Annotated in this window: 29 protein-coding genes and 1 other annotated feature; of the genes, 4 read left to right on the forward strand and 25 right to left on the reverse strand. The window is 44.1% G+C overall.

The genetic code is table 11. The features are described from left to right. Positions 1-105: 105 nt before the first annotated feature. A complete protein-coding gene (locus CDO84_RS13075; RefSeq protein WP_040082282.1) occupies positions 106-1,560 on the forward strand; it encodes an alanine/glycine:cation symporter family protein in 1,455 nt (484 codons plus the stop codon). A 41-nt stretch (positions 1,561-1,601) separates the two neighbouring features. Here the strand turns inward: CDO84_RS13075 and CDO84_RS13080 are convergent, their stop codons facing one another. From CDO84_RS13080 to nadB, 6 genes are all read right to left on the reverse strand, one after another. After that, positions 1,602-2,324 (reverse strand): YebC/PmpR family DNA-binding transcriptional regulator, encoded by a 723-nt coding sequence (locus tag CDO84_RS13080; protein ID WP_040082280.1) that lies wholly within the window; start codon positions 2,322-2,324, stop codon positions 1,602-1,604. Positions 2,325-2,430: 106 nt separating this feature from the next. Beyond that, positions 2,431-3,030 (reverse strand): spore germination protein SgpA, encoded by a 600-nt coding sequence (sgpA, locus tag CDO84_RS13085; RefSeq protein ID WP_040082279.1) that lies wholly within the window; start codon positions 3,028-3,030, stop codon positions 2,431-2,433. Positions 3,031-3,177: 147 nt separating this feature from the next. Beyond that, positions 3,178-4,335: a spore coat assembly protein SafA gene (gene safA, locus CDO84_RS13090; RefSeq protein ID WP_040082278.1), complete on the reverse strand. Its 1,158-nt coding sequence runs from the start codon at positions 4,333-4,335 to the stop codon at positions 3,178-3,180. A 115-nt stretch (positions 4,336-4,450) separates the two neighbouring features. Next, complete coding sequence (gene nadA, locus CDO84_RS13095) at positions 4,451-5,557, reverse strand: quinolinate synthase NadA (RefSeq protein ID WP_040082277.1); 1,107 nt, start codon at positions 5,555-5,557, stop codon at positions 4,451-4,453. Then, complete coding sequence (gene nadC / locus CDO84_RS13100) at positions 5,544-6,413, reverse strand: carboxylating nicotinate-nucleotide diphosphorylase (RefSeq protein WP_040082276.1); 870 nt, start codon at positions 6,411-6,413, stop codon at positions 5,544-5,546. The genes nadA and nadC overlap by 14 nt, the downstream gene beginning before the upstream one ends. Further along, the gene (gene nadB, locus CDO84_RS13105) at positions 6,367-7,959 is read right to left on the reverse strand and encodes an L-aspartate oxidase (RefSeq protein WP_040082275.1); all 1,593 of its coding nucleotides are present in this window, start codon (positions 7,957-7,959) and stop codon (positions 6,367-6,369) included. The genes nadC and nadB overlap by 47 nt, the downstream gene beginning before the upstream one ends. 102 nt (positions 7,960-8,061) lie before the next feature. Here nadB and CDO84_RS13110 point away from each other — a divergent pair, with 102 nt between their 5' ends. Both CDO84_RS13110 and CDO84_RS13115 read left to right on the forward strand, forming a co-directional pair. Continuing rightward, positions 8,062-9,249: an IscS subfamily cysteine desulfurase gene (locus CDO84_RS13110; protein ID WP_040082273.1), complete on the forward strand. Its 1,188-nt coding sequence runs from the start codon at positions 8,062-8,064 to the stop codon at positions 9,247-9,249. Beyond that, positions 9,209-9,751: a transcription repressor NadR gene (locus CDO84_RS13115; protein WP_014664839.1), complete on the forward strand. Its 543-nt coding sequence runs from the start codon at positions 9,209-9,211 to the stop codon at positions 9,749-9,751. The genes CDO84_RS13110 and CDO84_RS13115 overlap by 41 nt, the downstream gene beginning before the upstream one ends. A 23-nt stretch (positions 9,752-9,774) precedes the next feature. Here CDO84_RS13115 and pheA read toward each other — a convergent pair whose 3' ends face one another. From pheA to spo0B, 4 genes are read right to left on the reverse strand one after another with little or no spacing between them, the layout of a single operon-like run. Further along, entirely contained in the window at positions 9,775-10,632 is an 858-nt protein-coding gene (gene pheA / locus CDO84_RS13120; RefSeq protein WP_040082272.1) for a prephenate dehydratase, read from the reverse strand. A gap of 16 nt (positions 10,633-10,648) precedes the next feature. After that, complete coding sequence (gene thrR / locus CDO84_RS13125) at positions 10,649-11,092, reverse strand: transcriptional regulator ThrR (RefSeq protein ID WP_003222630.1); 444 nt, start codon at positions 11,090-11,092, stop codon at positions 10,649-10,651. Positions 11,093-11,152: 60 nt separating this feature from the next. Beyond that, positions 11,153-12,439: a GTPase ObgE gene (gene obgE, locus CDO84_RS13130; protein ID WP_014664841.1), complete on the reverse strand. Its 1,287-nt coding sequence runs from the start codon at positions 12,437-12,439 to the stop codon at positions 11,153-11,155. Between the two features lie 31 nt (positions 12,440-12,470). Further along, entirely contained in the window at positions 12,471-13,049 is a 579-nt protein-coding gene (gene spo0B, locus CDO84_RS13135) for a sporulation initiation phosphotransferase Sop0B (protein ID WP_014664842.1), read from the reverse strand. 77 nt (positions 13,050-13,126) lie between these two features. On the opposite strand from spo0B, the gene CDO84_RS21445 reads away from it, so the two are divergent. Next, complete coding sequence (locus CDO84_RS21445) at positions 13,127-13,252, forward strand: hypothetical protein (RefSeq protein WP_156122883.1); 126 nt, start codon at positions 13,127-13,129, stop codon at positions 13,250-13,252. A 120-nt stretch (positions 13,253-13,372) separates the two neighbouring features. On the opposite strand, the gene rpmA is transcribed toward CDO84_RS21445, so the two are convergent. From rpmA to CDO84_RS13210, 15 genes are all read right to left on the reverse strand, one after another. After that, a complete protein-coding gene (rpmA, locus tag CDO84_RS13140; protein WP_003222623.1) occupies positions 13,373-13,657 on the reverse strand; it encodes a 50S ribosomal protein L27 in 285 nt (94 codons plus the stop codon). Between the two features lie 12 nt (positions 13,658-13,669). Next, on the reverse strand, positions 13,670-14,008 hold the full coding sequence (locus CDO84_RS13145; RefSeq protein ID WP_014477547.1) for a ribosomal-processing cysteine protease Prp: 339 nt from the start codon (positions 14,006-14,008) through the stop codon (positions 13,670-13,672). A gap of 2 nt (positions 14,009-14,010) precedes the next feature. Continuing rightward, positions 14,011-14,319, reverse strand: coding sequence for a 50S ribosomal protein L21 (gene rplU, locus CDO84_RS13150; protein ID WP_010330275.1), 309 nt, complete (start codon positions 14,317-14,319; stop codon positions 14,011-14,013). A gap of 13 nt (positions 14,320-14,332) precedes the next feature. After that, positions 14,333-14,408, reverse strand: a sequence feature (ribosomal protein L21 leader region). A gap of 57 nt (positions 14,409-14,465) precedes the next feature. After that, complete coding sequence (gene spoIVFB, locus CDO84_RS13155; RefSeq protein WP_040082270.1) at positions 14,466-15,332, reverse strand: stage IV sporulation intramembrane metalloprotease SpoIVFB; 867 nt, start codon at positions 15,330-15,332, stop codon at positions 14,466-14,468. Continuing rightward, entirely contained in the window at positions 15,325-16,119 is a 795-nt protein-coding gene (gene spoIVFA / locus CDO84_RS13160) for a stage IV sporulation protein SpoIVFA (RefSeq protein WP_040082269.1), read from the reverse strand. Before spoIVFA ends, spoIVFB begins: the two co-directional genes overlap by 8 nt. A gap of 148 nt (positions 16,120-16,267) precedes the next feature. Then, positions 16,268-17,074 (reverse strand): septum site-determining protein MinD, encoded by an 807-nt coding sequence (gene minD / locus CDO84_RS13165; protein ID WP_014664846.1) that lies wholly within the window; start codon positions 17,072-17,074, stop codon positions 16,268-16,270. A gap of 1 nt (position 17,075) precedes the next feature. Next, positions 17,076-17,756 carry a septum site-determining protein MinC gene (minC, locus tag CDO84_RS13170; protein ID WP_014664847.1) on the reverse strand — a complete coding sequence of 227 codons (681 nt, stop codon included), beginning with the start codon at positions 17,754-17,756 and terminating at the stop codon, positions 17,076-17,078. A gap of 52 nt (positions 17,757-17,808) precedes the next feature. Further along, positions 17,809-18,327: a rod shape-determining protein MreD gene (gene mreD / locus CDO84_RS13175; RefSeq protein WP_014664848.1), complete on the reverse strand. Its 519-nt coding sequence runs from the start codon at positions 18,325-18,327 to the stop codon at positions 17,809-17,811. Next, on the reverse strand, positions 18,324-19,196 hold the full coding sequence (mreC, locus tag CDO84_RS13180) for a rod shape-determining protein MreC (RefSeq protein ID WP_040082268.1): 873 nt from the start codon (positions 19,194-19,196) through the stop codon (positions 18,324-18,326). Before mreC ends, mreD begins: the two co-directional genes overlap by 4 nt. Positions 19,197-19,226: 30 nt before the next feature. Beyond that, positions 19,227-20,240, reverse strand: coding sequence for a cell shape-determining protein MreB (gene mreB / locus CDO84_RS13185; protein WP_003229650.1), 1,014 nt, complete (start codon positions 20,238-20,240; stop codon positions 19,227-19,229). Positions 20,241-20,331: 91 nt separating this feature from the next. After that, positions 20,332-21,027 carry a RadC family protein gene (radC, locus tag CDO84_RS13190; protein ID WP_014664850.1) on the reverse strand — a complete coding sequence of 232 codons (696 nt, stop codon included), beginning with the start codon at positions 21,025-21,027 and terminating at the stop codon, positions 20,332-20,334. Between the two features lie 36 nt (positions 21,028-21,063). Beyond that, on the reverse strand, positions 21,064-21,633 hold the full coding sequence (locus CDO84_RS13195; RefSeq protein WP_040082267.1) for a Maf family nucleotide pyrophosphatase: 570 nt from the start codon (positions 21,631-21,633) through the stop codon (positions 21,064-21,066). A gap of 151 nt (positions 21,634-21,784) precedes the next feature. Then, positions 21,785-22,783, reverse strand: coding sequence for an SPOR domain-containing protein (locus tag CDO84_RS13200; RefSeq protein ID WP_040082265.1), 999 nt, complete (start codon positions 22,781-22,783; stop codon positions 21,785-21,787). Between the two features lie 133 nt (positions 22,784-22,916). Beyond that, positions 22,917-23,663, reverse strand: a complete 747-nt coding sequence (locus tag CDO84_RS13205; protein WP_082032956.1) for a prepilin peptidase — start codon at positions 23,661-23,663, stop codon at positions 22,917-22,919. Positions 23,664-23,802: 139 nt separating this feature from the next. Next, positions 23,803-25,095 carry a bifunctional folylpolyglutamate synthase/dihydrofolate synthase gene (locus CDO84_RS13210; RefSeq protein WP_040082263.1) on the reverse strand — a complete coding sequence of 431 codons (1,293 nt, stop codon included), beginning with the start codon at positions 25,093-25,095 and terminating at the stop codon, positions 23,803-23,805. Between the last annotated feature and the right edge of the window lie 4 nt (positions 25,096-25,099).

A 25,099-nucleotide genomic window follows, 5' to 3' on the forward strand; every position in this document is an offset into this window, starting at 1 on the left:
GATAATTATCAGTCATATAATGTGACAAATCGATTGTAGAAATAGTTCGATTAGCCCAAAATCCTTTTTATACATGTATTCGAATGGAAGTGAGGAGGAAGCTTGATGGCAGATATTGTTGCTAGTTTAAACGCGATCTTATGGAGTACCCCCGTCATTTATATTTTATTGGGAATTGGATTGATCTTTTCAATTATGACCCGTTTTTTACAAGTCAGACATTTGAAAGAAATGATTGTTCAGATGTTTAAAGGAAAGAGCTCTGAAGCTGGCGTTTCTTCTTTTCAAGCATTATCAATTGCGCTGTCCGGCCGAGTGGGTACAGGAAACATCGCAGGAGTGGCGACAGCAATTGCATTTGGCGGACCCGGCGCTGTGTTCTGGATGTGGGCGATTGCCTTTATCGGGGCGGCGAGTGCCTTTGTTGAATCAACGCTTGCCCAAATTTATAAAGTGAAACAAGACGGTCAATATCGGGGCGGCCCTGCTTATTATATAGAAAAAGGCTTAGGCATTAAGTGGTTTGCCGTCTTATTTGCCGCTGCTGCCCTGATTGCAATGGCCCTTCTGATGCCGGGCGTACAGTCCAACTCCATTGCGGCCGGGGTCAAAAATGCATTCGGCATCTCTCCTTTCATTACAGGGTGTGCTCTCGTTTTATTATTAGGGTTTATTATTTTTGGCGGCGTCAAACGAATTGCTAATGCGGCGCAAATGATTGTTCCTTTTATGGCCCTTGGATATATCCTGCTGTCTTTGATTATTATTGTCATGAACGTGTCTGAATTGCCTGCTGTGATCTCGCTGATATTCAAAAGCGCTTTTGCATTGGATTCCGCTTTTGGCGGCTTAATTGGCATGGCGATATCCTGGGGTGTTAAACGTGGCATTTACTCAAACGAAGCCGGCCAGGGAACAGGGCCGCATCCCGCAGCCGCTGCAGAAGTTTCTCATCCGGTCAAGCAGGGGCTGGTTCAGGCATTTTCTGTTTATATCGACACCTTGTTTGTATGTTCCGCTACAGCTTTCATGATCTTGTTTACCGGAATGTACAATACCCAGGCTGCAGATGGTTCCTTTATCGTCCATCACCTTAAAGGCGTAGAAGCAGGACCTGGTTTCACACAAGCGGCAATTGACAGTGTTCTCCCCGGATTTGGTGCAGGCTTTGTTGCCATCGCTTTATTCTTCTTCGCATTTACAACAATTATGGCGTATTACTACATCGCAGAAACAAATATTGCTTATTTAGCACGGGGCAGAGAAAGCAAATGGGCAATGCTCGGCTTAAAACTGATTATTTTAGCCGCCACGTTCTATGGGACTGTGAAAACAGCTTCACTTGCTTGGGCATTGGGCGATGCAGGGCTTGGCATTATGGTATGGCTGAATGTCATTGCCATTGTGCTGCTTGCCAAACCGGCGCTTCTCGCTTTAAAGGATTATGAACGCCAAAAGAAGCAGGGCTTAGACCCGGTCTTTGATCCGAAAGCGCTGGGTATCAAAAACGCTGATTTCTGGGAGAAAGAATACACTAATGAAAATGAACGTGTCTCTTAAACAAACTAAAAACCGGCCCGATATGACATCGTGCCGGTTTTTTATGAGCGATAATTGGTATACACTTCTTGAACATCATCATCATCTTCAAGGATGTCTATTAATGTTTCCAGTTTCTCAACAGCCTGGTCATCGGCATCTGCATAGGTTTTGGGGAGCATGGTCACCTCCGCTGAAGAAATTGGATATTTCGATTCGAGCGCTGTTTTTACCTCTTCAAAAGACTCAGGCTCTGTTAAAACCTCATATAGGTCTTCTTCAGCCCGCAGCTCTTCTCCCCCTGCTTCCAGCACATCAAGCATGAGTTCATCTTCTTCTATTTGCTGTTTAGTCCGGTCTATCGTAATGAATCCCTTCCGTTCAAATAAAAAGGCTACACATCCGCTCTCTCCCAGGCTTCCGCCATTTTTATTAAAGGCAGTTCGCACATTTGACGCCGTTCGGTTTTTATTATCTGTTACGCATTCAACCATGACGGCAATCCCTGAAGGACCGTAGCCTTCGTAGGTGATTTCTTCATAGCTGCTTCCATCTTGGCCTCCCGCAGCTTTTTTAATGGCCCGGTCTATATTTTCATTTGGCATATTGGCGCCCTTTGCTTTTTCGATAACAAGACGCAATGCTGAATTTGCTTCCGGATCCGCTCCGCCTTCTTTCGCTGCCACGTAGATTTCTTTCGCAAGCTTCATAAATATTTTCCCGCGCTTTGCATCCTGTGCATTTTTTCTCTTTTGTATGTTTTTCCACTTAGAATGGCCTGCCATGTTTTCACCTGCTTTTCCTTTTTCTATGTACACTTTAATGGGTATTATTCGCTGATGCAAAGAAAAAGGCTGCCGAATATCACTATCTTCCGGCAGCCTTTCATCTTTAGCGGGTGTTCATTTTATGAAGTCTTCTGAACAGCCCTTTATCTGTCGATACTTGGACGTCACGGCCATTCGCATAGTTGCGAGCAGCTTTTGCGACATTATCTCTGTCAGACTTTGTGAAATCCCTGTGGCTTCTGACTGCGACAACTACTCGGTCATCCGATACCATCACTTGTGTGTCATTGACATTTTTCACTTGTTTCACACGGTTGGCAATTTTGGCCGCCAGTCTTCTGTTTTCTTGGTTGTCATACCCGTTGTACGCCACATTCCGATTCATGTTTCGGTTATTCGTGTTGTTATATGTTCCGTCAGTAGCCAGAGGAACGCGATCGTCGGCAGTAACACGGTCACGGTTATTTACATTCGTGGTGTTTCGGTTACCGTCGTTCTGATCCTCCATTAATTCAGAAACAGGACCATCGTGGTCGATTCCGTCTCCCTGTCTGTCAGCATCGTTTTCATTTGTATAATATCCGATTGGACGGGTATTGCCGTTATTGCGCGTATCATTCATCGCATTATTATCGTTTGCTCCGCATGCTGTTAAGCCGGCTGTCATAAGAATCAAGCTAGCGATCGTCATTTTTTTACCCAATGGAAAAACCCCCCGTGGACGAATTGAGCATGTTTGCTCGTTTTTATCATGTGCGTCCGAGGGGCATGTTAAGCGTGTCAGTTCTGTCCATTTGGCAGTGATCTGCTTGAAAACAAAAAAAGGAACGATTTACATCGTTCCGAACGATCACTCATTTTCTTCTTCCGGCCGGCCAAACATTTGGTTTACAGAAGGCTGATTCGTCATTGGCATAGAAACTCCTGCCGAATATGGGTTTGGATTTGGGTTAGCTGTGCCATATGGCATATTAGGACTTCCATAAGATCCCAGTCCCGAGTGGCCAGGCGCAGAGAAATATGGCTGATGATCACCGTCACAGCCGCAGTCGTCATGATCTTTGTACGGCATGTAACCAGGAGCCGCAGCAGGCTGGTACGCTCCCATTACTTGGGGAGTGCCATAATAAGGGCCATATGGCATATGTCCATACGGAGATCCATAAGCCGGAGATGCGTAATGCGGATCACCGTATGAACCGTAATGTCCGTGGTGGCTGTTTTCATGATGCTGGTTTTCAAAACCCGGATCATACTGAGGCGACATAAAGCCTGGCTGGTATCCATGCATCGGATACATTGGATAAGCTTGTGCAGGATAGTACGGATAGCATAATCCGGATCCTGGAAGAATTGGCGAAATAGGCACCGGACATGGTACAAAATGAGCCGGATAATGAAAATAAGGCTGAACAGCCGGCATATTCGGAACTGTGTGATGAACGTTTTCTTCTTCTACACCGCCTACTTCTGGCGCCTTTGGCATATTAGGCATATTCGGATAATTTGCATTTTCCATATTACTCATAGCCTCCTGTTGTGGAAATTGATCTTGCATATGATACATATGATCTATATTTCCGTCATGATGTTTTTTCGGCTCCTCCGGTTTAGGAGGCGACCAAGGCTGGAAAAGCTGTTTCATATCATAATACTCGTTCACATCAGCTTCAGGATACACATTTTCCTGCAAATTAGGCATCGGCGGGACATACGGCACAGACTTCTTTTCTTTCGGCTTTGTGTCTTCTACGTCGACAACGGATTTAGGCTTCTCTTTCGCATATGGATGTTCTTGCTTCACATTCCCGGCCGCAGGACTTTTGCCCGCTTTTGGCTCTTTTCTGACCGGGACGCCTTCTGACGGCACTTTTATTTTCATTCCAGGCATGATTAAGTCTGGATTACTAAGCTGTGTATTGAGTTTTTTCACTTCCTCAACATCGACTCCGTACTTTTCAGCTATTTTCCAGAGCGAATCGCCTTTTTGAACGATATGGATTTTCAACGTTTTCCCCTCCTATGCAAAACGTGAACAGTTCAGCTGTGCTTACAATATGTTTCTTCACAACATATGCCTGAACAAAAGAAGTTATGAGTACAGGAAGGGAAATATTTCTGATCTACGTGATCGAAAGCATTCGATTCAGGGCAAGGAGTGCATCCTCCTGAATGGCTTTTGGCACCTTAATGACGCCTGAAGGCTCTCCTTTTTCAATTTGTTCCAACGACCACAACAAATGCGGCAAATCGATTCGGTTCATTGTCAGGCAAGGGCACATGTCAGGGTTGAGTGATTCGATTTGTTTATCAGGGTGCTCATGAATGATCCGCTGGACAAGATTCATTTCTGTCCCGATTGCCCACTTGCTTCCCGCCGGAGCCTGGTTGATTGTGTCGATAATATATTTAGTTGATCCGCTATCATCGCTTAGTGTCACGACTTCGTGGGAGCATTCCGGGTGCACAATGATCTGAATGTCGGGGTCACGCTCTCTCATATCATGGATATTTTTAGTGGTGAATTTCTCGTGAACAGAACAATGCCCTTTCCACAAAATCACTTTCACATTCGTATGCTCGGATTCAGTCACTAATTCATCTGTCATCGGGTCCCACACCGCCATATCTTCAAGCGCAATGCCCAGATCATAAGCCGTATTTCTCCCTAAATGCTGATCAGGCAAAAATAAAATTCTTTTTTTCTGTGTAAACGCCCATTCAAGCACTTTTTTCGCATTCGAAGAAGTCACAGTTGCTCCGCCATGCTTTCCGACGAATGCCTTGATCTCCGCAGTGGAGTTCACATAAGTTAAAGGTATGATCGTATCTCCAAATATATGCTGAAGCTTCTCCCATGCCCTATTGGTTTGCTGCATGTCAGCCATGTCAGCCATAGAACATCCAGCTCTCATATCTGGCAGGACAACCGTTTGCTGCTCGCCTGTCAGCATATCAGCGGTCTCTGCCATAAAGTGAACGCCGCAAAATACAATGTAATCCGCTTCTTTGTTTTTTTCCGCTACTTGGGCCAATTGCAGGGAGTCGCCTGTTTGGTCAGCAAATTGTATCACTTCATCCTTTTGATAATGATGGCCTGGTATAAAGAGCCTGCTGCCGAACTTTTCCTTAATGGCGGCAACACGCATTTCCATATCTTTTCTTGACAGTCCTTTGTAACTTTCCGGCATCATATCATTCGATTGTTTGATCACATCAAGAATTGACATAACGGCATTCCTCCACAGATTCATTTGATAACGTAACATCCATGCTGATATCTAAACTTTTGACGGAATGAGTCAGAAATCCTAAGGAAATATAATTCACACCCGTCCCTTTAAAAGCAGGCAAAGATTCTAACGTAATCCCGCCAGAGGCTTCAGTTTTTATATGATCCGGTGTGAGCTTTGAAAAATGACGGACCGTATCTGGCGGACAGTTGTCAAACATAATAACATCTGCCCCTGCTTCAATTGCTTCCCGCAGCTGGTCCTCCGTTTCAATTTCCACTTCGATATTTACCATATGCCCCACGGCCTGACGAGCTTTCTGGCATGCCTCTAAAATAGAGCCGCATGCAGCAATATGATTGTCTTTAATCATGACACCGTCATACAAGCCGAATCGATGATTATACCCGCCACCCGCTCTGACAGCGTATTTTTCCAGCATTCTCAGCCCCGGTGTTGTTTTTCTCGTGTCACAAATTTTAATCTGTTCATCATCCAGCCTGCGGACAGCCTCTCTTGTCATCGTCGCAATTCCTGACAGCCTCTGAATAAGATTTAATACGACCCGCTCTCCTGAAAGAAGCGCTGCGGCCGGACCTCGTAACACTGCAATAACTTCACCTTTTCGCAAAATGTCCCCATCTCTTTTGTGTAAAATGATTTGAACATTTTTATCTAATAAAGCAAAGCCTTCTTTTATCACCGCAGCCCCTGCAAAGATCCCCTCTGACTTTGCAACAATCTCCGCTTCACAGCTCTGCTCTCCAAAAATAGACTGCGATGTAAGATCCCCTGACCCAATATCCTCAAGAAAAAAGTGATTCAGTAATTTTTTCAGCTGTAAATGATTCATTGTTCCAAATCCCTTCGTTTATTCTGATCTTGGTTCCTTTTTTTGTATGGACAATTTGTCTTCCCTGCCAGCTCACCTCAGCATGAGGAAAATCGGTGCGGAAGTGTGCCCCCCTGCTTTCCTCCCGTAAAAGCGCAGAAAACGTCATCAGCTTTGCAGTTTGCCATAAATGAGAAAGCTCCAGCTGCCGAATTGTGATATCCTTCACATTCATTTTTTGAAATGGAAGTGTATGAAGCCAGATGCTAAGCTCAATCAAACTGCTTTGTTCCCGCAGAATAGACATGTGGCTTGTCATTTTGCTTTGCAGTTCATGCACCTCTATATCTGGCACCTCGTAGAATACGTTTTTGGGAGTCGCTTGATATTGCCTGTTATAAACCGGTTTTTGCATAATATGCTCTGCTGCTCTTTTACCAAACACCAGCGCCTCCAATAAGGAATTGCTCGCAAGCCGGTTTGCTCCATGTAAACCAGAGCATGCAGTCTCGCCAATCGCATAAAGCCCCGGTACTGTCGTTTCTCCCCAGCGATTAACTGAAACACCCCCCATTAAGAAGTGCATTCCCGGCGCAACAGGGATTTTTCCACTATGGATATCAACCCCTGCTTTTTCACAAATGGCGGTGATGGTAGGGAAACGCGCTTCAAAATCAGAAATCGCACTGAAGTCAATATAAACGTGATTTCCTTTTGCCATTTCCTCATGAATAACCCGTGAGACAACATCCCTTGGAGCCAGGTCACCTAAAGGATGCCGTTCAGCCATAACCCGGCGGCCGTTTTCGTCTACTAAACATCCGCCTTCCCCTCTGACAGCTTCTGAAACAAGCCCATAGGAAACACCATTTTTCACAAGCAGTGTCGGGTGAAACTGTGTAAACTCTAAATCCGTTACTTCCGCTCCGGCCCTGTAAGCAAGAGAAAGACCGTCACCTGTGACAGAGGGATCATTCGTATGATGAAGAAACAGGTTTCCGCAGCCGCCCGCAGCCAGCACAACTTCGTCTGCATGCCTTACCTTGAGCCGCCCCTTGCAGTCTTTTGTCATAACGCCGATACAGCGGCCATCCTCTATAAGCAACTCTGCTGCCGTTTCATGCTCGATTAACTTAATTTTGCTGTCGATCCGTTTGAGCAAATAATCGACAAGCAACCTGCCTGTTGCGTCTCCGCCCGCATGAAATATACGGTTGTATGAGTGGGCTCCTTCTCTTCCGAGACAAACATCGCCTCGTTCATTGCGGTCAAATGGAAATTCACGCTCCAATAGGCTTTGAATCATCATTTTTCCATCATGTAACACATCTGCTGCAATAGCTGGATTATTATGGCCGCACCCTGCGTATAACGTATCCTCCAAATGGGCTTCAATCGAGTCATCTTTTGTATAGGCCGCAGCAATCCCGCCTTGTGCATAGACAGAATTGCTGTTTTTGGCGCTTTTTTTTGTGATAACAGTCACTTCGTATGACGGCGGGAAAGCTGCCGCTAAAGAAAGTGCCGCCGCCCCTGAACCGATGACTGTAATCGTCTTTTTAGACATATGTCATCCTCCTGTTGTTTACACCTGTCTTGACACCTATATTTACACAAGGATAAAATAAACTCAAGAGTTTTTTATGGAGAACGGATGGAGGAAGACCGGATGATTTATTTAGATTATGCAGCGACAACGCCGATTTGTGAGGAGGCTCTTAACGTATATCAGAAGCTCAGCATGGATATGTACGGAAATGCAAGCAGCCTGCACGATGCAGGAGGAAAAGCAAATCACATACTGGAGTACTGCCGTGAAAAAATCGCCAACATCATTGGCGGTGAAGCAAGCGGCATCTATTTTACAAGCGGCGGCACTGAATCTAATTTTCTGGCCATTCAATCATTGCTAAACGGCCTGCCAAAAACGAAAAGACATTTTATTACGACCGCCATGGAGCATCAGTCTATTCAAAACTGTGCTGCATATCTGGAACAGCATGGATTTGATGTCACCATCATTCAACCGAATGAATACGGGCTTATTACCGAGGAAATATTAGCAGCTCATATCCGTCCGGAGACAGGCTTGATATCGATTCAGCATGCCAATTCTGAAACCGGGATCATTCAGCCCATTCAACGTCTGTCTTCATACCTGCATAACAGGGGTATTCTTCTTCATTGCGACGCTGTTCAAACGTTTGGGAAAATTCCTATCAATACAGAAGATTTGGGAGTAGATGCACTCTCAATATCGAGCCATAAAATCCATGGACCTAAAGGAGTGGGTGCGGTCTATATCCGGCCGGATGTCCCTTGGAAACCCGTTTATCCTCTCACTACTCACGAACGAGGATTCAGGGCCGGCACTGTAAATGTTCCCGGGATCGGAGCCTTCACTGCTGCGGCGGAATGGATCGTAAGCGAAATGGAAACACAGATACCCCGCAATGAGGCATTAAGAACATACTTTCTAGACCAAATCCGTATGCGGTCTCTCCCTGTAACCCTTGCGGCAGATACTTCACAAACAGAATGTCTTCCGCATATTGTAGGGTGTTTTTTTCACTCATTTGAAGGACAATATGTTATGTTAGAATGTAATCGGAGCAATATTTGCATTTCAACGGGCAGCGCTTGTTCTGCCAGTTACCACGGTCCGTCAGCAACGATGAAAGCATTAAGAAAAACGGAACAAGAGGCTCTGCAATTTATCCGCATCTCTTTTGGCAGGCATACAACAGCTGACCAGCTGGATCAGTTATTACATACGTTTACAATGCTTTGGGAACAAAAGAAAGGAGAATTTGATATTGACCGAGGAATTAAAGCTTATGGGCGCCAACAGGCGTGACCAGCTTCTTCTGTGGCTGAAGGAATCTGCATCACCGCTGACAGGAGGAGAACTCGCAAAAAAAGCAAACGTTTCAAGACAGGTTATTGTACAGGATATATCGCTCTTGAAAGCGAAAAATGAACCGATTATCGCCACAAGCCAAGGATATGTATACATGGATGCGGCCGCTCAGCAGCACCAGCAGGCGGAAAGGATCATAGCATGTCTGCACAGTCCTGAACGGACAGAAGAGGAACTGCAGCTCATCGTGGACGAAGGCGTTACAGTGAAAGACGTAAAAATTGAGCATCCCGTTTACGGAGATTTAACTGCAGCCATCCAAGTAGGCACCCGGAAGGAAGTTAGCCATTTCATTAAAAAAATCAATTCTACGAATGCTGCCTACTTGTCACAGCTGACCGACGGCGTGCATCTGCATACATTGACAGCATCTGATGAACACCGCATCGATCAAGCATGCCAAGCACTCGAAGAAGCCGGCATTTTAATTAAAGACTAAAAAAAGCCCTCTAGAGGGCTTTTTTATAATTGGTAGGACTGGTATGCACCCAAAAGCTTCACTTTGCAGCCAAGCGCTTCAAGCTCCTGCATGGCTCCTGGAATCAATACATCATCAAATGCTTTCTCAATATCAATAATAAAGAAATAATGGCCTAATCCCGTTTTAGTCGGACGTGACTCAATTTTTGACAAGTTTAAATTTCTCCAAGAAAATGCAGACAGCACTCTATGCAGCGCCCCCGACTGATCATCCTGCGGAAGCATGACCATTAAGGTCGTTTTCGGCCTGGAACTCAATTTTGAATTCACTTCAAAAGATATGTTTTCATCCGGGGACAGGATAACAAATCTTGTATGATTGTCCCTATAATCCTGTATATCCCGTTTCACGATTTTTAATTCGTATGTAGAAGCTGCCATATCATTGGCAATGACCCCGATATTCAGCTCGGGATGGTCACTGACAAACTTTGCTGCCGCCCCGGTAGAATTGGCGTATTCATATGGAACGGAAGGAAATTGACGATGGAGAAATTTATGGCATTGCGCAATCGCGTGTGAATGTGAGTAAATTTTGTCGAGCTCTTTCCACGCATTCTCTCTAGAGGGATGGACGAGCAAATGCTGATGAATCGGCAACGTCATTTCACCCACGATTGGCAAGGGCTGTTCATGTATTAAATAGTCTATTGTCAGATTTACTGATCCTTCTAATGCATTTTCCAAAGGAACAAAAGCGAAATCAACTTCGCCTGCAACTGCCGCATCTATACACTCCGGAATGGTGCGGTAAGCCACATGTTCGGCGCCGTTTTGAAAACAAGAACTGACTGCTAGATGTGTAAATGTAGCTGCTGGACCTAAATAACCGACTTTCATGACGATTTTCTCTCCCTTATGCACCTGAACCTAATATTTCAACCTTTTCTACAAAATCAAACTTCCTGAGCTTATTCATTAATGTATGAATGTCTTCTTCCATTGCAGACGTACTGATAGACAGTGTCACATTTGCTCTCCCTTGAAGCGGAATGGTCTGGTGAATGGAAAGAACGTTGCTTCCAGAATCAGCTACCGCCTGAAGGAGCTGAGATAACGCACCTGACCTGTCCTCTAAATGAAAGAAAAGTGTGATAATTTGTTCTTTAACCATAGTGTAGAATGGAAAAACAGCATCTCTGTATTTATAAAATGCACTTCGGCTTAAATCAACCTTTTGAACGGCATCTGCTACTGAGTCTGCTTTTTTTCGATCAAGCAGCTTTTTGACTTCCAACGTTTTTCTCATTGCATCGGGCAATACATCTTCACGGACAAGATAAAATGTCTCCTCTTTCATTTGCATCTCCCCTTTAAAATAGAGAGCCTGACACCAGGCTCTCTTCTCAGCCAACTTTCATTAATCAATAAATTCAAATTCAAATTCAAGAAGCCTGATAATATCTCCATCCTTGGCTCCGCGTTCTCTGAGTGCTTCATCAACACCCATTCCGCGCATCTGTCTCGCAAACCGTTTAACCGATTCATCACGTGAGAAATCAGTCATCTTGAATAATCGCTCAAGGCTATCTCCTGAAAGCACAAATACACCGTCTGGATCGCGTGTAATGTTAAATGGCACTTCTTCATTTTCCATCGTGTACATGACACGGTTTTGTGTAAGCTCTTCCTCATCATACAGCGGGAACTCCGGTGTGTTCTCAAGCTGATTGGCAACCTCAAACAGAAGCTCGCGAAGGCCTTCTCTTGTCACCGCGCTGATCGGGAATACCGGATAATCATCCGTCAGTTTTTCTTTAAAGGCTTCAAGATTTTCTGCAGCCTCCGGCATGTCCATTTTATTTGCAACGATAATTTGCGGACGCTCAGTGAGTCGCAGATTGTACTCGCTCAGTTCCTGATTAATCGTGACATAATCATCATACGGATCGCGGCCTTCTAAGCCGGACATGTCAATGACATGAACAATAACTCGTGTCCGTTCAATATGGCGCAAAAACTGATGGCCAAGTCCGACGCCTTGGTGTGCGCCTTCAATCAGTCCTGGTAAATCTGCCATTACAAAGCTGCGTCCGTCATCCGTTTCAACCATACCGAGATTCGGCACAAGCGTTGTAAAGTGATAGTCCGCAATTTTCGGTTTTGCAGATGAGACAACAGACAGCAACGTCGATTTTCCTACGCTCGGGAACCCGACGAGTCCGACATCTGCAAGCACTTTTAATTCAAGAACAATGTAGCGTTCTTTTCCCGGCTCGCCGTTTTCTGAAAGCTGAGGCGCGGGATTAGCCGGTGTAGCAAAGCGGCTATTCCCTCTTCCGCCTCTTCCGCCTCTTGCAATGACAGCCCGCTGTCCGTGCTCTGTTAAATCAGCGATGACCTGTTTTGTATCATCGTCTGTCACAACGGTGCCTGGCGGAACTTTAATGACCATATCATCAGCATTTCGTCCGTGCTGGTTTTTGGACATGCCATGCTCGCCGCGAATCGCTTTAAAGTGTTTTTTGTATCTAAAATCCATTAGGGTGCGGAGACCTTCATCCACTTCAAAAACGACGTCTCCTCCCTTTCCTCCGTCGCCGCCGGCAGGGCCGCCTTTTGGCACATACTTTTCACGGCGAAACGCAACCATCCCGTTGCCGCCGTCGCCGCCTTTTACATATACTTTGACCTGATCTACAAACATAATGTCCTCCGTTCTAACCGTTAAAACTCCGCTAGTCCAATCCAATTTCAATCAGACATTCGTGACTTGTGATTTTAAAACGCATGATATCAACTTCCTCATATCCATTCTGCCGAATATCATCAAAAGCAGATGGATCGGCAAAGGCGCCGTGGAAATCAAGGTACAGAATCAGCTGTCTATCAGGATGATCTGTTTGGAGCGAAACCGTTAAATGGTTTTCACTCTCTCTGCTGACCGCTTGATCAAACAAATCAAACAGCTTTCTCATCAGTTTCGCCAGCTTTTGGTCATAAGCCGACAAATCCTTAATTTCTCCAAGAACTTCATATTCAAGCGTCATATAATGGGTTTTCCAATTAAATGTAAGAAAATCAAACGCCAAATGCGGTGTTTTCAGGTTTGAGAGCTTTGATTCGTGCTTTGCGTCTATAACCATTTCTTCAATCATTTCAAAGACGCGATCATACTTCTGTAAGCTTAAGTTTCCTTTAATCAGCTGCAGCTTATTCATCCAATCATGCCGGGAATGGCTAAGCAGATGAATCAGTTCGTTTGTTAATGCCGTGTCGCTTATATTTTCTTCTTGATTTTTTGAAACATCCTTCATTTTCGCACTCCCAATCATTTAATTTCTTATTTAGGAGTCTGTATAAGTGTGTATTATGAATTATAACAGAGAAGGCTTTGTTAGAAAAACAATTGTTTTTCCCAGAAATATCATGTTCCTTTTTTTCTGGCGCTTTGGTTGATTTGCAGCCAGGCAGAACATTTTATGTATTACTGCTTGGGGAACATATCCAGTGGGTTTGAGATGTTTATTCTCATTCTTGGCGGGGTCTGCTCGCACATACTCTGCATTTCATTCTAGGTGTTTACTCCGCGTATTGCAAAAAAAACTCCAGTCATCAACGACCGGAGTTTTTTGAATCATTATTGAGCTACAGGATATACGCTCACTTTTTTGCGGTCACGCCCGAAACGTTCGAATTTAACAGTTCCGTCGATTTTCGCAAATAGAGTGTCATCTCCGCCGCGGCCCACGTTTTCACCTGGGTAAATTTTTGTTCCGCGTTGACGGTAAAGGATAGAACCGCCTGTTACGAATTGACCGTCAGCACGTTTAGCACCTAAACGTTTAGCCTCAGAGTCACGTCCGTTCTTTGTAGAACCTACTCCTTTTTTAGAAGCGAAAAACTGAAGATCTAATCTAAGCATGTAGCTCACCTCCTATATTATGTTTGTGGTCACACGCAAGTTGTCTTTGTAATCCCGTTCGATTGTCTCCAGCGAAACAATCATGCCTTCAATCAGCAGCTGAGCTTTTTGACGCGCATCCGGATCAAGAGATTCAGGAAATTCAAAATAAAAATAACCCCCGTCCTCCCCTATATCAAGAAGCGGCTCGAAGCCTGCGAGCACAATGACCGCGTTAACGGCTCCAAACACAACGGCTGTCACTCCGGCACAAACAAGATCTTGTCCATGTTCAGCAAAATTCGCATGGCCCGTCATTTCAAAAGACAATATGCCTTTATCATGAGACCTTCTGATTGTTGCCTGAATCATGCTTACGCGTTGATTTTTTCGATCGTCAATTTAGTGTAAGGCTGACGATGACCTTGTTTTTTATGAACGTTTTTCTTTGCTTTGTATCTGAAAACAGTGATTTTTTTCGCGCGGCCTTGTTTTTCAACTTTAGCCGTTACTGTCGCGCCTTCAACTGTAGGGTTGCCGACTTTCACGTTGTCTCCGCCAACAAACAAAACGTCTTCAAAAGTAACTGTTTCACCTGCTTCAGCAGCAAGTTTTTCGATGTAAACAGTTTGGCCTTCTTCAACTTTGATTTGTTTACCGCCTGTTTTAATGATTGCGTACATTCTCTGCACCTCCTATTAGACTAAGACTCGCCAGATACCAGGGGGCTGTAAAAGCTCTTAACACCTGTACTGAGCGGTTGTAGCAATGGTGCTACATCCATAACATTAAAAAATATACCAAAATACAAGACGTTTGTCAATCGATTTTAGTAAGGCAGCAGCAGTTCCTCCATGGAGGAATTCGTCCGCTTATCGGCAAAGTAAGCGTGCAGCACTTCATTCTCGTCAAGCTGGCTGAGCTTCTCGCCTGATTTCTCAATAATAATTGGATGTTTGCAGCCGCGTTTGAACTCGGCCATCACGTGATAGACTTTATCCTCCGCCTTTACTGTCAGCGGCAGAAGTTTCTCAAGATCCCGGTTTTTTCCGTAATACCTTTCAAGAAGAAATCTCACATGGATATAGTGCCTTTGCCTATATTCCTCAAACAAAGAAACAGCCAGAAAGACAAACAAAACCCATGCGCTGATTTGCAGAGGAATCACAAATAAAACCCAGCACCCAAGCAACAGGCAGAAGCAGAGCGACGTTTTTAGATTGAGCCGGTGAGCCTTTTGAAAGGGCAGCTGTTTGGAAAACAATAAAAATAACAGTTTTCCGCCATCCAGCGGCCAAATCGGCAGTAGATTGACAAATAAAATAGAAAGATTATAAAAGGTGAAGAGTTCAAAGGTATGCTGATGAATCACTGAGGCTTCTGCAAGCATCCAGGCAGCAACCTGAAGCCAGATGTGCTGAAGAGGGCCGGCAATAATGACCGCAAATTCTTCCTTTAACGGCCGATTCCCGTGCTCTTCCACTTCAACCGTTCCGCCAAACGGCAGCAAAAATACACGCTTGATTCTCCAAGAAAAAAACACAGCCAGAGCAGCATGCCCCAGCTCATGAATCAATACAATCAGGAGCAGACAAAATAATGCTTTCATATGGCCTGTGAGCAGCCCCAGCGCCGCGATAATCCAAAGAAAAGGATGCACATGGATCTTTAAGATAAGGTCGAGCCATTTATTCAAATGAAATCACCTGAATCGGATCAATAAATTTATCGCCGTCTTTCATGGCAAAATAATAGACCCCTTTATTATGATCATCAAGCTTAATTGAACCAAGCTTTTTGCCTTTATCCACAAAATCATATAAAGCAACATCCACATCTTTGAGCTCGCCATAAATACTGTAGGTGTTGTCAGCATGCTGCACCTTAACCGTCAATCCCGTCTGGCTGTCTTTGCTGACTTCAACCACATAGCCTTCCTTTACGCTATCAATCGTATCGCTGCTTGTTTCAACTTTAATTCCTTCCCCATTGTTCTGAAAATCCTGCTGTACTTTCCCGGATGCAGGCGCGACCAGATCTTTGCTTACTTCAACCTGCTGTTCCTTATCTTTGTGTTCAGGAGCCAGAAAAGCAAGCGGATTTCCAAATTTCGTTTCAAACCAATGGCTTGCCGAAGCAAATTGAAATTCAGTTTCGAAAGTTTTGGCAACTGCGGGTTTAATCTGGCTGGCAGGTCCAATGTTTGTTTTATAGGCTATAGCCGAAACGAGAACAAGGCAGGCCGAAAGAAGACATTTCAGGATAATTGAATCTGTTTTCACCAATGGGTGTTTTCCGTTGAATGTTGGCATGTTATCTTCGTAGACCGGAAGTGTTCCATGCTTTTCCTGATCCGTTACCATCACCCAGGACGGGGGTTTCTGCTTTTCAGAAACTGTCTGAGTAGAGAAACGTTTTGAGCTGGAAAGCTGTTTTCTTCTTTTCTCTAATCGTTTTCTGATTTCATCTGCTCTGTGACTCATTGCCATCATCCTTTGCATTCGTTGGGTTTGTACATCATATGTCTTGTCCATGGCAAATATTCGGTTTAGTCAGGAACAAAGCAGACAAAAACAAAAAAACCTGACACAGCATTTGCTTTGTCAGATTCTTCTCTTTGATTCTATCACATTAAGATCTTACGCCGAAAAATGACTTAATCTTAGCCATCATTCCTTTGTTTTGCTCTTCAAGCACTTGTAAAGGAACAGATTCACCTAAAATACGGCGGGCAATATTTCGATATGCAATGGAAGCGCGGTTTTTCGGGTCCATCGCAATCGGTTCGCCATGATTGGAAGCTTTAATGACTTCATCATCATCAGCCACGATTCCGAGCAAATCGATCGACAGATGCTGTACGATTTCGTCGATATCCATCGTGTCACCGTTTTTCATCAGGTGATTTCTGATTCTGTTTACAACAAGCCGCGGCGATTCAACATTTTCTTCTTGCTCCAGCAGCCCTATAATACGGTCAGCATCACGAACGGCTGAGATTTCAGGCGTAGTGACCACAATCGCTTTATCAGCTCCGGAAACGGCATTTTTGTACCCTTGCTCGATTCCCGCAGGACAGTCTATGATGACATAGTCAAATTCCTGTTTGAGCTCTTGGACCATGTTTTTAATTTGTTCAGGAGCAACAGCTGTCTTATCGCTCGTTTGAGCAGCAGGCATTAAATAGAGCAGATCATCAAAACGTTTGTCTTTTACGAGCGCCTGATGCATTTTGCATCTGCCCTCTACAACGTCTACAAGATCGTAAATAATTCTATTTTCAAGACCCATTACAACATCAAGGTTGCGCAGTCCTATATCAGTATCCACTAAGCATACGCGCTTCCCTAAAATGGCTAAGGCGGTACCGAGGTTCGCAGATGTTGTTGTTTTACCTACTCCGCCTTTTCCCGAAGTTATTACGATAGCCTCACCCAATTCACATTCCTCCCTCAAGCCTTGTTAGATCAGGTCTTAAATGAGCCAAATGTTGAAGGCGTTCAATGACCATATTTCCGTCTGTATCTAAATAAGCACATTCCATTTCGTTCCCTTTTTGAATGTGGTCTGGGGAGCGATTTAACACATGATTGATTCTTAATTGTGTCGGCAGCATTTCAGAGGCGGCGATGACCGCTTGATTATTTCCGTTAAAACCGGCGTGCGCGATTCCTTTCAGGGAGCCCAGAACAAAAATGTTCCCTCCGGCCCTGACTGTTCCGCCGGGATTCACATCACCGATCAGGAGCAAGTCGCCTTTTACCTGCAGCACCTGGCCTGAACGGACAATTTTTGAAACAGAAATAATTTCGGCTTCCTCTTTTATCCGCTGTGCTTCTTTTTTAGTAATGACTTCACTGTCAATAGAATGAACAAACAAATCTTTCTTTGACGCAATCAATTCAGTCAGCTGTTCCTCTTGCTCCTTATATAAAAAGCGATTTCCCAGCTTAACATGGACGCTGATTTTCTGGCCTTTTCCATCGGTATATTGTTCAATTGACAGCATATTCTGAAGACCATCGAGAAGCTCATCAAAAGAACACGCATCATCCAGATGCAATGTTAACCCATTCTTTGTTCCTTTTATCGTTACATATTGCTGCTTTTTGGTCTTCACAATATTCACCTCAACAACATACTCATTTCGTCAAAAAAAGATAAAATCCTTTTTACTCATCTCTCAATTCTTTCTTTAGACTCATAAAAAATAATCTAAACGGCAGAACAAGAATAAGAGCTGCTACAATATTCAATAAAATTGTCGGTATAAACCGGTCAAGCACAAATCCGTTAAACGTCATAATATCTTTATGAATCAAAGACTGAATGCCGAATACGTAAAATTCGAGCAGACAGACAGCCAGAACTGCTATCAATATCACTACAAATGCGTTTGTATGCAGCACTTTAAACGCTTTTGAAGCCAAATAGCATAGCCCTGCAAAACCAAACATGTAAACGCCTAATAGACTTGTATAGTTCATGTCATATAGAAAACCAAATATAAATCCGTAAATCATCGCATGTTTTTGGTTGATGAAAGCCGACATAAATATCAATACAAGCATCAAAAAACGCGGAGCGAGCACTTGGTCGTCTGTAACGAAAGGAAAATGCACCAAATCTGTAAAAATGCTTTCCGCAGAAAAAACAAGCATCATAACGAAAGGGAGAAGGAAACGTTTCACGATCCTTCCTCCTCTGTATCGACAGTCGGCACGTCACGGTTAACAACGATCACATTATTTAAATCGGTAAGGTCAGCCGCAGGTTTTACATAAGCAACCTTCGTTAATCCATAGGAATCTGACTCGATATCAGTCACTTCACCGATTGTCAGCCCTTCTGGGAAAACACCGCCTGTGCCTGATGTTTCAATAAGATCGCCTTTTTTCACGTCTTGTTTATCCTTACGCTCAATAATTGTCATCTTAAGACGTTTTTTCTCTTTGTCATACCCTTCGATCAAGCCGTAGCCTTTGCTGCCTTTTTTTCCGGAAATTTTCGTCGCGACTCTGTTATTGCGGTCAGTATCGCTTAAAAGCTGAACAGTTGAAGTGAAATTGTTCAGTCCGGAACTTTTGATCTTGCCGATTAATGCACCTTTTTCGTTCGTAACGGCCATATCTTTCGCTACGTTTTGCTGAGTCCCCTTGTTAATGGTGACCTGTTTCGCCCAATTATCAGGGCTTCTGGCGATGACCGTTGCCAAAATCGGCTTGTAATCCTTAATCGATTTGACATGGCCAAGCTCGGCACGCAAGGATTTGTTTTCTTCTTCAAGCTCTTGAAGCTTGGCTTCATATTGTGTCTGTCCGTCAAGCTTTTCTCTCAGACGCTCGTTTTCTTTGTATGTGTTTTTTAAATCATTGATGTTCTCAAATATTCCTGCAAAAAATTCGGCAGGCGTATGAAAAATATTTTGAAATACTCCCGTCGTATCGCCGATCACTTTCTCAGGCCAGGTGGTATTGCGGCCGCCCTTCAGCGAAAATCCAATCATAGCCACCAATATGATAATACACAGAAGTAATAGCATTAACCGCTTATTCGGCATCGTGTTACACCTCTTCTATTGAACTCCCGATTATCTAGTTTTCCCTTTGAAAAGATGGATGTGCTCCAGTGCTTTCCCTGTTCCGATCGCTACACAATCAAGCGGATCTTCGGCGATAAGGACCGGCATTTTCGTTTCTTCGCTAATGACTTTGTCCAAATTGCGAAGAAGCGCTCCGCCGCCGGTTAACACTATACCTCTGTCCATGATATCTGCTGCAAGCTCAGGCGGTGTTTTTTCGAGTGTGCTCTTCACGGCTTCAACAATTGTAGATACAGTGTCGCGTAGAGCGTTAGAAATCTCTTTTCCTGTAATTTCGATTGTTTTCGGCAGACCTGTCAGCAGATCGCGTCCGCGGATTTCCATGTTATCGGACTCTTCAGGAGCTTCTGCAGATCCGATTTCCATTTTAATCGCTTCAGCCGTACGGTCACCGATCATCAGGTTGTATGTTTTTCTGATGTAGTTGATAATCGCGTCATCCATCTCATCACCGGCTACGCGGATTGATTGAGACGTTACGATGCCTCCGAGGGAAATAATCGCAACTTCTGTCGTACCGCCTCCGATATCAACAACCATGCTTCCAGTCGGTTCCCAAACTGGCAGATTGGCTCCGATTGCTGCAGCAAATGGCTCTTCAATCGGATACGCGTCACGCGCTCCCGCCTGTCTTGTCGCATCGATAACAGCACGTTCTTCAACAGCTGTAATACCTGATGGAACACATACCATTACATATGGTTTTCTGGCAAACATGCCTTTATTTTTAATGGCCTGATTGATGTAATATTTCATCATCGTCGCCGTAGTTTCATAATCAGCGATAACGCCGTCTTTCATCGGGCGCAGAGCCACCACGTTGCCCGGTGTCCGTCCAATCATATTTTTCGCATCATTTCCGACAGCAACAATCGATTTCGTATCCGTCTGCAAAGCGACAACTGACGGCTCTCTCACAACAATTCCTTTTCCTTTTACAAAAACAAGCGTATTCGCAGTTCCAAGATCTATACCAAGGTCTCTTGCACCAATTCCAAACATATGTATGTATCTTCCTTTCTTAAAGCAAAAATACCCTAAAGGGAAAAACTCATAAACTCTATTATAGCTTAATTCGACGAAAAAAAAAGTGTTACAAATATCCTTTTTCCTTTAAACTCACAAATTTTTTGTCCCCGATCACCAAATGGTCGAGCAGCTCGATGCCAATCAGGTTTCCGCATTCAAACAGCCGTCTTGTCACTTCAATATCTTCCCTGCTCGGCGTTGGATCTCCAGATGGATGATTATGAACACAGATAAAGGAAGCGGCAGATCGTTTAAACGCTTCTTTAAACACCTCTCGCGGGTGGACAATAGATGAATTCAGGCTTCCGATAAATACGGTGCGTTTATGGATGACTTGATTTTTTGTATTTAAGTATAAACAGACAAAATGCTCCTGGGTTAAAAAGCGCATATCCTCCATGACAAGATTAGCGCCGTCTTCCGGGGAGCGAATGACGAAATGTTCTTCGTTGGCTAATTTATGAATCCGGCTTCCGAGCTCAACTGCTGCCAGTATTTGAATCGCTTTTACCATACCGATTCCCGGGATGCTTGACAGCTCTTCAACCGATGCTTCCTTCAGCAGACGCAGCCCGTCAAAAGAGCGCAGCAGCCGGTTTGACAGCTCCAAAACAGATTCGTGTTTAGTCCCTGTCCGCAATAATATAGCCAAAAGTTCATGATTCGCTAAGTTCTCGGCTCCGACTTTCAGGAGCCGTTCTCTTGGCTTTTCTTTCGTTGGGAAATCTCTGAGTTTTAATGGCAGATCGTGTATGACCAAGCACTCCTTTTCTTTCCCTTCCCGTTTATAAAATCATCATGCCTTTATATCAAAATGACGTAGAGCTCTCATTGTTTTTGATATAGGAAGGCCCATGACTGAATAATAATCTCCGTCTATTTTCTTTACAAAAAGCGCGCCTCTTCCTTGGATGCCGTATGCACCTGCTTTATCCATCGGCTCTTTTGTTTCAATATACGTCCAAATCTCTTCTTCACTGAGGGGCCAAAACGCAACTTCTGTCTTATCATAAAAAGTCTCGCTGTGATTTTCAGCTTGAATGCTGACCGCGGTTATTACTGAGTGACTTCGGCCTGAAAGCCTCCGCAGCATGGATGCAGCTTCTTCTTGATCCTGCGGTTTTCCGAGGCATTCGCTGTCAAGGCATACCATTGTATCAGCACCGATAACAATTGCATGCGGGTGGAGATCAGCAACAGCCTTAGCTTTTTGTTTTGCCAACCATTGGACGTTTTCTTCTGGTGAAAGGTTTCGATTTAATTTTTCTTCTACTTCACTGACAATAATGGAGTAGGGCAGCTGGAGAAGATCGAGGAGTTCTTTCCTGCGCGGAGATTGTGATGCAAGTATTAGCGGTTTTGTCATGTTCGTCATCCTTTCAGGGTTTGCTTAAGAAAAAAAGATACTCGTTTATCCTACCAAATCACGGGGCTTGTCACAATTTCAGAAAAATAACTTTTTCATGACAAAATAAAAAAAGCCTGTCACTAAAGGACGAAGGCTCACGCATTTTCTCTTATTTAACGACGGCTAACAGCTGCTGCTGAGCCTTCCATCCGGCTGCAGCACTTGGCTCCTCTAACTCCTTTAATGCCTGCAGAATCGCTTTTTTCTCTCCTGTTTCTGACGCTTTTGTTTCACCAAGCGACTTTTCTATTTTTTCTACACTCGCTTTTGCAATGTCTTCTCCGAGAATCGCCTTTGTCGCAAGCTCAGCTGTTTCCTTAAAAGAATCTGTCATATCCGACTCTATTGATAAAGAAAGCTCCTTACCTCCCCAAGCTTCAAAATCACTGTCGATTAAAAGCTGTCCTAACTGCTGTGAGACCTCCTTTTCACTTGCTAAGCCTGCAATAACATACGTATACCCGTCATCCTTTGACAGTGACACGGCGGAATAACCTTTTTCGGTCAATTGTTTTGTTAACGTTTCGGCGCCCTTTTCATTTGAAAATTTCCCGGCTTGTACAGCGTATGTTTTGTATGTACCTTCAGTTTGTGCCGCTTGCTTTTCTGTGCCTGAGGTTTGTTTATCAGCAGAAGCATCTCCGGCTTTTGCCGTTTGGCTGCCTAGAGAATCCTCTAAAGAGGCCGGTGCTGACGCTTCTTTATTCCCCGACATGCTTAACGCGAATAGCCCTAACCCAGTGCCAATGACAGCCGCGAAGGCAATCGTCGCAGCCACTCTTTTTACTGGTTTGGCAGTCCCGGTCTTTCCTTTTGCATAAGACTTTGATTTTTTCTTTTGATAAGGAGGAACAACTTTAGGGTCCTCTTTAAACACCTTGTCCTCCTCGGAATCCCAATTAAATTCATCTTCATCAGGATGTTCCTGGGATGCCGCAACCTCTTGTTCTGCCTTTCTTTTTTCCTCCCAATTTGAAAATGTCATGCTTTTATCCGCCTCTGTATCTTGCGTCTCTTGTTCGTAAACTGTCTCTTCTTTTCCATTAATCGTCACCTTGAGGGCTTTTTCTGCGGCTTTACTGTTTTTTTTATTCTTTCTTTTTTTCAATTCCGCTTCCTCCCTTCATTTGCTTGACCGTTCTTGTCGGCTTTTCATGCTACACACTTTAGCACAGGCGAAAAAAAAAAGAACAAGACTTTTGTCGTCTTGTCCAAAAAACGTTCGTCAAATTTTTCAGCAGTCATCCCGATGCCATTTTGATATAAAACGAAATGATAGAGTCCCCGTATAAATAGGTTAAAATACTCCCTGCCGCTATTGCAGGGGCAAAGGGAAGCGGCTGCTTTTTGGCGAGTCTACCAGTCAGAACAGCTGCCGACCCGTACAATGCGCCTATCAAAACAGAAAAGAAAAAGGCAGCCGCCAGCATTTTCACACCAAGCACAAAGCCAATCACCGCAAATAATTTAATATCTCCTCCCCCTACTCCCCCATGAGTGATTGCTGAAATTAAAGCCAGAAATAGAAATCCGGCTGCAGCACCTAACAGGCCTGCATACCAGGAATCAAGCGGAGAAATCAATCTCGCGGCCGCCAAAAAGGGAAGGAAAAAAATCAATATTCGATTTGGAATCAGCATATAATGAAGATCTGTCACTGCAACAATAATGAGAAGAGAGAAAAACACGACAGCGGTTAACAATTCCAGCGACATGCCAAAGCGTATTCCTGCGGCGGCAAATAAACACGCTGTCACAAGCTCTGCCGCGGGATACATAAAAGAAATCCTATGCCCGCAGCTTTTACATTTACCTTTTTGAAATAGGAATGACAGGATGGGAATTAATTCTGCAGGGGTCAAAGCCCGCCGGCAAAACGAGCATGATGAACGGGGCGCGATAATAGATAGATGTAAGGGGATACGGCGTCCGGCCGTATAGTAAAAAGAACCAAGGATAAGCCCGAAGATAAAAAGAATGAATAGCATAGACAACACACCTTTACTCACTGAGTTATGCTATGGATTGTAGCAAAATGAGAAACCTGAACTCCAATCGGGATTATGCAATTTTACACATAAAAAAGCCGGCAGAATCTTTTTTCGATTCTGCCGGAACCTGATGCGTTTATTTCAACCGTTTGCGAATGTCAGAAATAAAATAAAGAGATCCGGTAATCAGCACAATTTCATGTGAATCCTTTTTGCTTTCTACGAAATTGATCACATCGTCTGGATCTTCACTCCAGCTTTTATTGCTGATTTCACTTGCATCATAGAGATCTTTTGCAAGAGAAGCACGGGGAAAATCAAAAGAAGCAAAATGAATCTCATCAGCTATGGTTTCCAGTCTTTTAATCATGTTCTGATACGGTTTGTCCTTTAACGCGCTAAATACCACAGAAATGCGTGAATTGGCGAAACGCTGCTTCATCGTTTCCGCCAGCTTTTCAACACCTTCTTCGTTATGCGCACCGTCTAAGTAAACCGGAGGATTTTCTTGAACAAGCTCTAACCGTCCAGGCCAAGCAGCCTTCACAAGCCCGCTTCTTAACGCTTCATCACTGATATGGGCAATATTCTCCTTATTGAGCCACTCCGCAGCCAAAATGGATAAAGCAGCATTTTGTCTTTGGTGGGTGCCAATCAAGGATGTCCGAATATCTTCATAACATTTTTCGCCCGTTTTGAATGAAAACTGTTCTCCTGCAGGCAGAGCCTCTTCATTGAAAATAACACAGGTATCAAGTAATGACTGGAACGGCGCAGCATGCCGTTCAGCTTCATGGCGGATGACCTGTAAAGCTTCAGGCTGGGTAACTGCTGTAACGATTGGAATACCTTCTTTAATAATACCGGCCTTTTCTCCTGCAATTTCTTCAATGGTGTTTCCCAAAATATTCATATGATCGTGTCCGATGCTTGTGATCACAGTTAAAAGCGGCTCTACTACATTCGTAGAATCGAATCTGCCTCCCAAACCTGTTTCAAAAATAACAAAATCAACCTTATGAAATTCTGCAAAATATAAAAATGCACAGGCCGTCATAATTTCAAATTCTGTCGGCTGCCCGTGTTCCGTTTGATCAAGGGCTTCAACGTGCGGTTTCATTTGATTGACGAGTGCTGTCCATTCCTCATCTGTAATCGGTGTCCCGTTTACGCTGATCCGTTCATTAAACGTAATGATATAAGGCGATGTAAACGTTCCTACCGTATATCCGGCTTCCTGCAGCATGGAACGGATAAAAGCGACAGTTGATCCTTTACCGTTTGTTCCTGCGACGTGGAGCGCGCGGATTTTTTTTTCAGGATGTCCTAAACGCGCCATCAGCTGCTCCATTCGGCCAAGCCCGGGTTTCACCCCGAATTTCAGCCGCCCGTGAATCCAGCTGCGCGCTTCTTGATATGCAGTAAACAATGAT

The sequence above is a fragment of the Bacillus sp. MD-5 genome, from assembly GCF_002201875.1.
In the GTDB taxonomy this organism is placed as follows: domain Bacteria; phylum Bacillota; class Bacilli; order Bacillales; family Bacillaceae; genus Bacillus; species Bacillus stercoris.

Excerpts from the sequence above, each read along its gene's own strand:
- spo0B (WP_014664842.1), bottom strand. The coding sequence starts at position 13,049 with ATGAAGGATGTTTCAAAAAATCAAGAAGAAAATATAAGCGACACGGCA.
- rplU (WP_010330275.1), bottom strand. The coding sequence starts at position 14,319 with ATGTACGCAATCATTAAAACAGGCGGTAAACAAATCAAAGTTGAAGAA.
- CDO84_RS13195 (WP_040082267.1), bottom strand. The coding sequence starts at position 21,633 with ATGACAAAACCGCTAATACTTGCATCACAATCTCCGCGCAGGAAAGAA.
- obgE (WP_014664841.1), bottom strand. The coding sequence starts at position 12,439 with ATGTTTGTAGATCAGGTCAAAGTATATGTAAAAGGCGGCGACGGCGGC.
- mreC (WP_040082268.1), bottom strand. The coding sequence starts at position 19,196 with ATGCCGAATAAGCGGTTAATGCTATTACTTCTGTGTATTATCATATTG.
- pheA (WP_040082272.1), bottom strand. The coding sequence starts at position 10,632 with ATGAAAGTCGGTTATTTAGGTCCAGCAGCTACATTTACACATCTAGCA.
- nadB (WP_040082275.1), bottom strand. The coding sequence starts at position 7,959 with ATGTCTAAAAAGACGATTACAGTCATCGGTTCAGGGGCGGCGGCACTT.
- CDO84_RS13080 (WP_040082280.1), bottom strand. The coding sequence starts at position 2,324 with ATGGCAGGCCATTCTAAGTGGAAAAACATACAAAAGAGAAAAAATGCA.
- thrR (WP_003222630.1), bottom strand. The coding sequence starts at position 11,092 with ATGAAAGAGGAGACATTTTATCTTGTCCGTGAAGATGTATTGCCCGAT.
- CDO84_RS13205 (WP_082032956.1), bottom strand. The coding sequence starts at position 23,663 with ATGCTATTCATTCTTTTTATCTTCGGGCTTATCCTTGGTTCTTTTTAC.
- nadA (WP_040082277.1), bottom strand. The coding sequence starts at position 5,557 with ATGTCAATTCTTGATGTGATCAAACAATCGAATGATATGATGCCGGAA.
- CDO84_RS13145 (WP_014477547.1), bottom strand. The coding sequence starts at position 14,008 with ATGATTCAGGCAACAATCAGAAGGTCTCATGATAAAGGCATATTGTCT.
- CDO84_RS13110 (WP_040082273.1), top strand. The coding sequence starts at position 8,062 with ATGATTTATTTAGATTATGCAGCGACAACGCCGATTTGTGAGGAGGCT.
- nadC (WP_040082276.1), bottom strand. The coding sequence starts at position 6,413 with ATGAATCATTTACAGCTGAAAAAATTACTGAATCACTTTTTTCTTGAG.
- spoIVFA (WP_040082269.1), bottom strand. The coding sequence starts at position 16,119 with ATGAGTCACAGAGCAGATGAAATCAGAAAACGATTAGAGAAAAGAAGA.
- rpmA (WP_003222623.1), bottom strand. The coding sequence starts at position 13,657 with ATGCTTAGATTAGATCTTCAGTTTTTCGCTTCTAAAAAAGGAGTAGGT.
- mreB (WP_003229650.1), bottom strand. The coding sequence starts at position 20,240 with ATGTTTGGAATTGGTGCAAGAGACCTTGGTATAGATCTTGGAACTGCG.
- CDO84_RS13075 (WP_040082282.1), top strand. The coding sequence starts at position 106 with ATGGCAGATATTGTTGCTAGTTTAAACGCGATCTTATGGAGTACCCCC.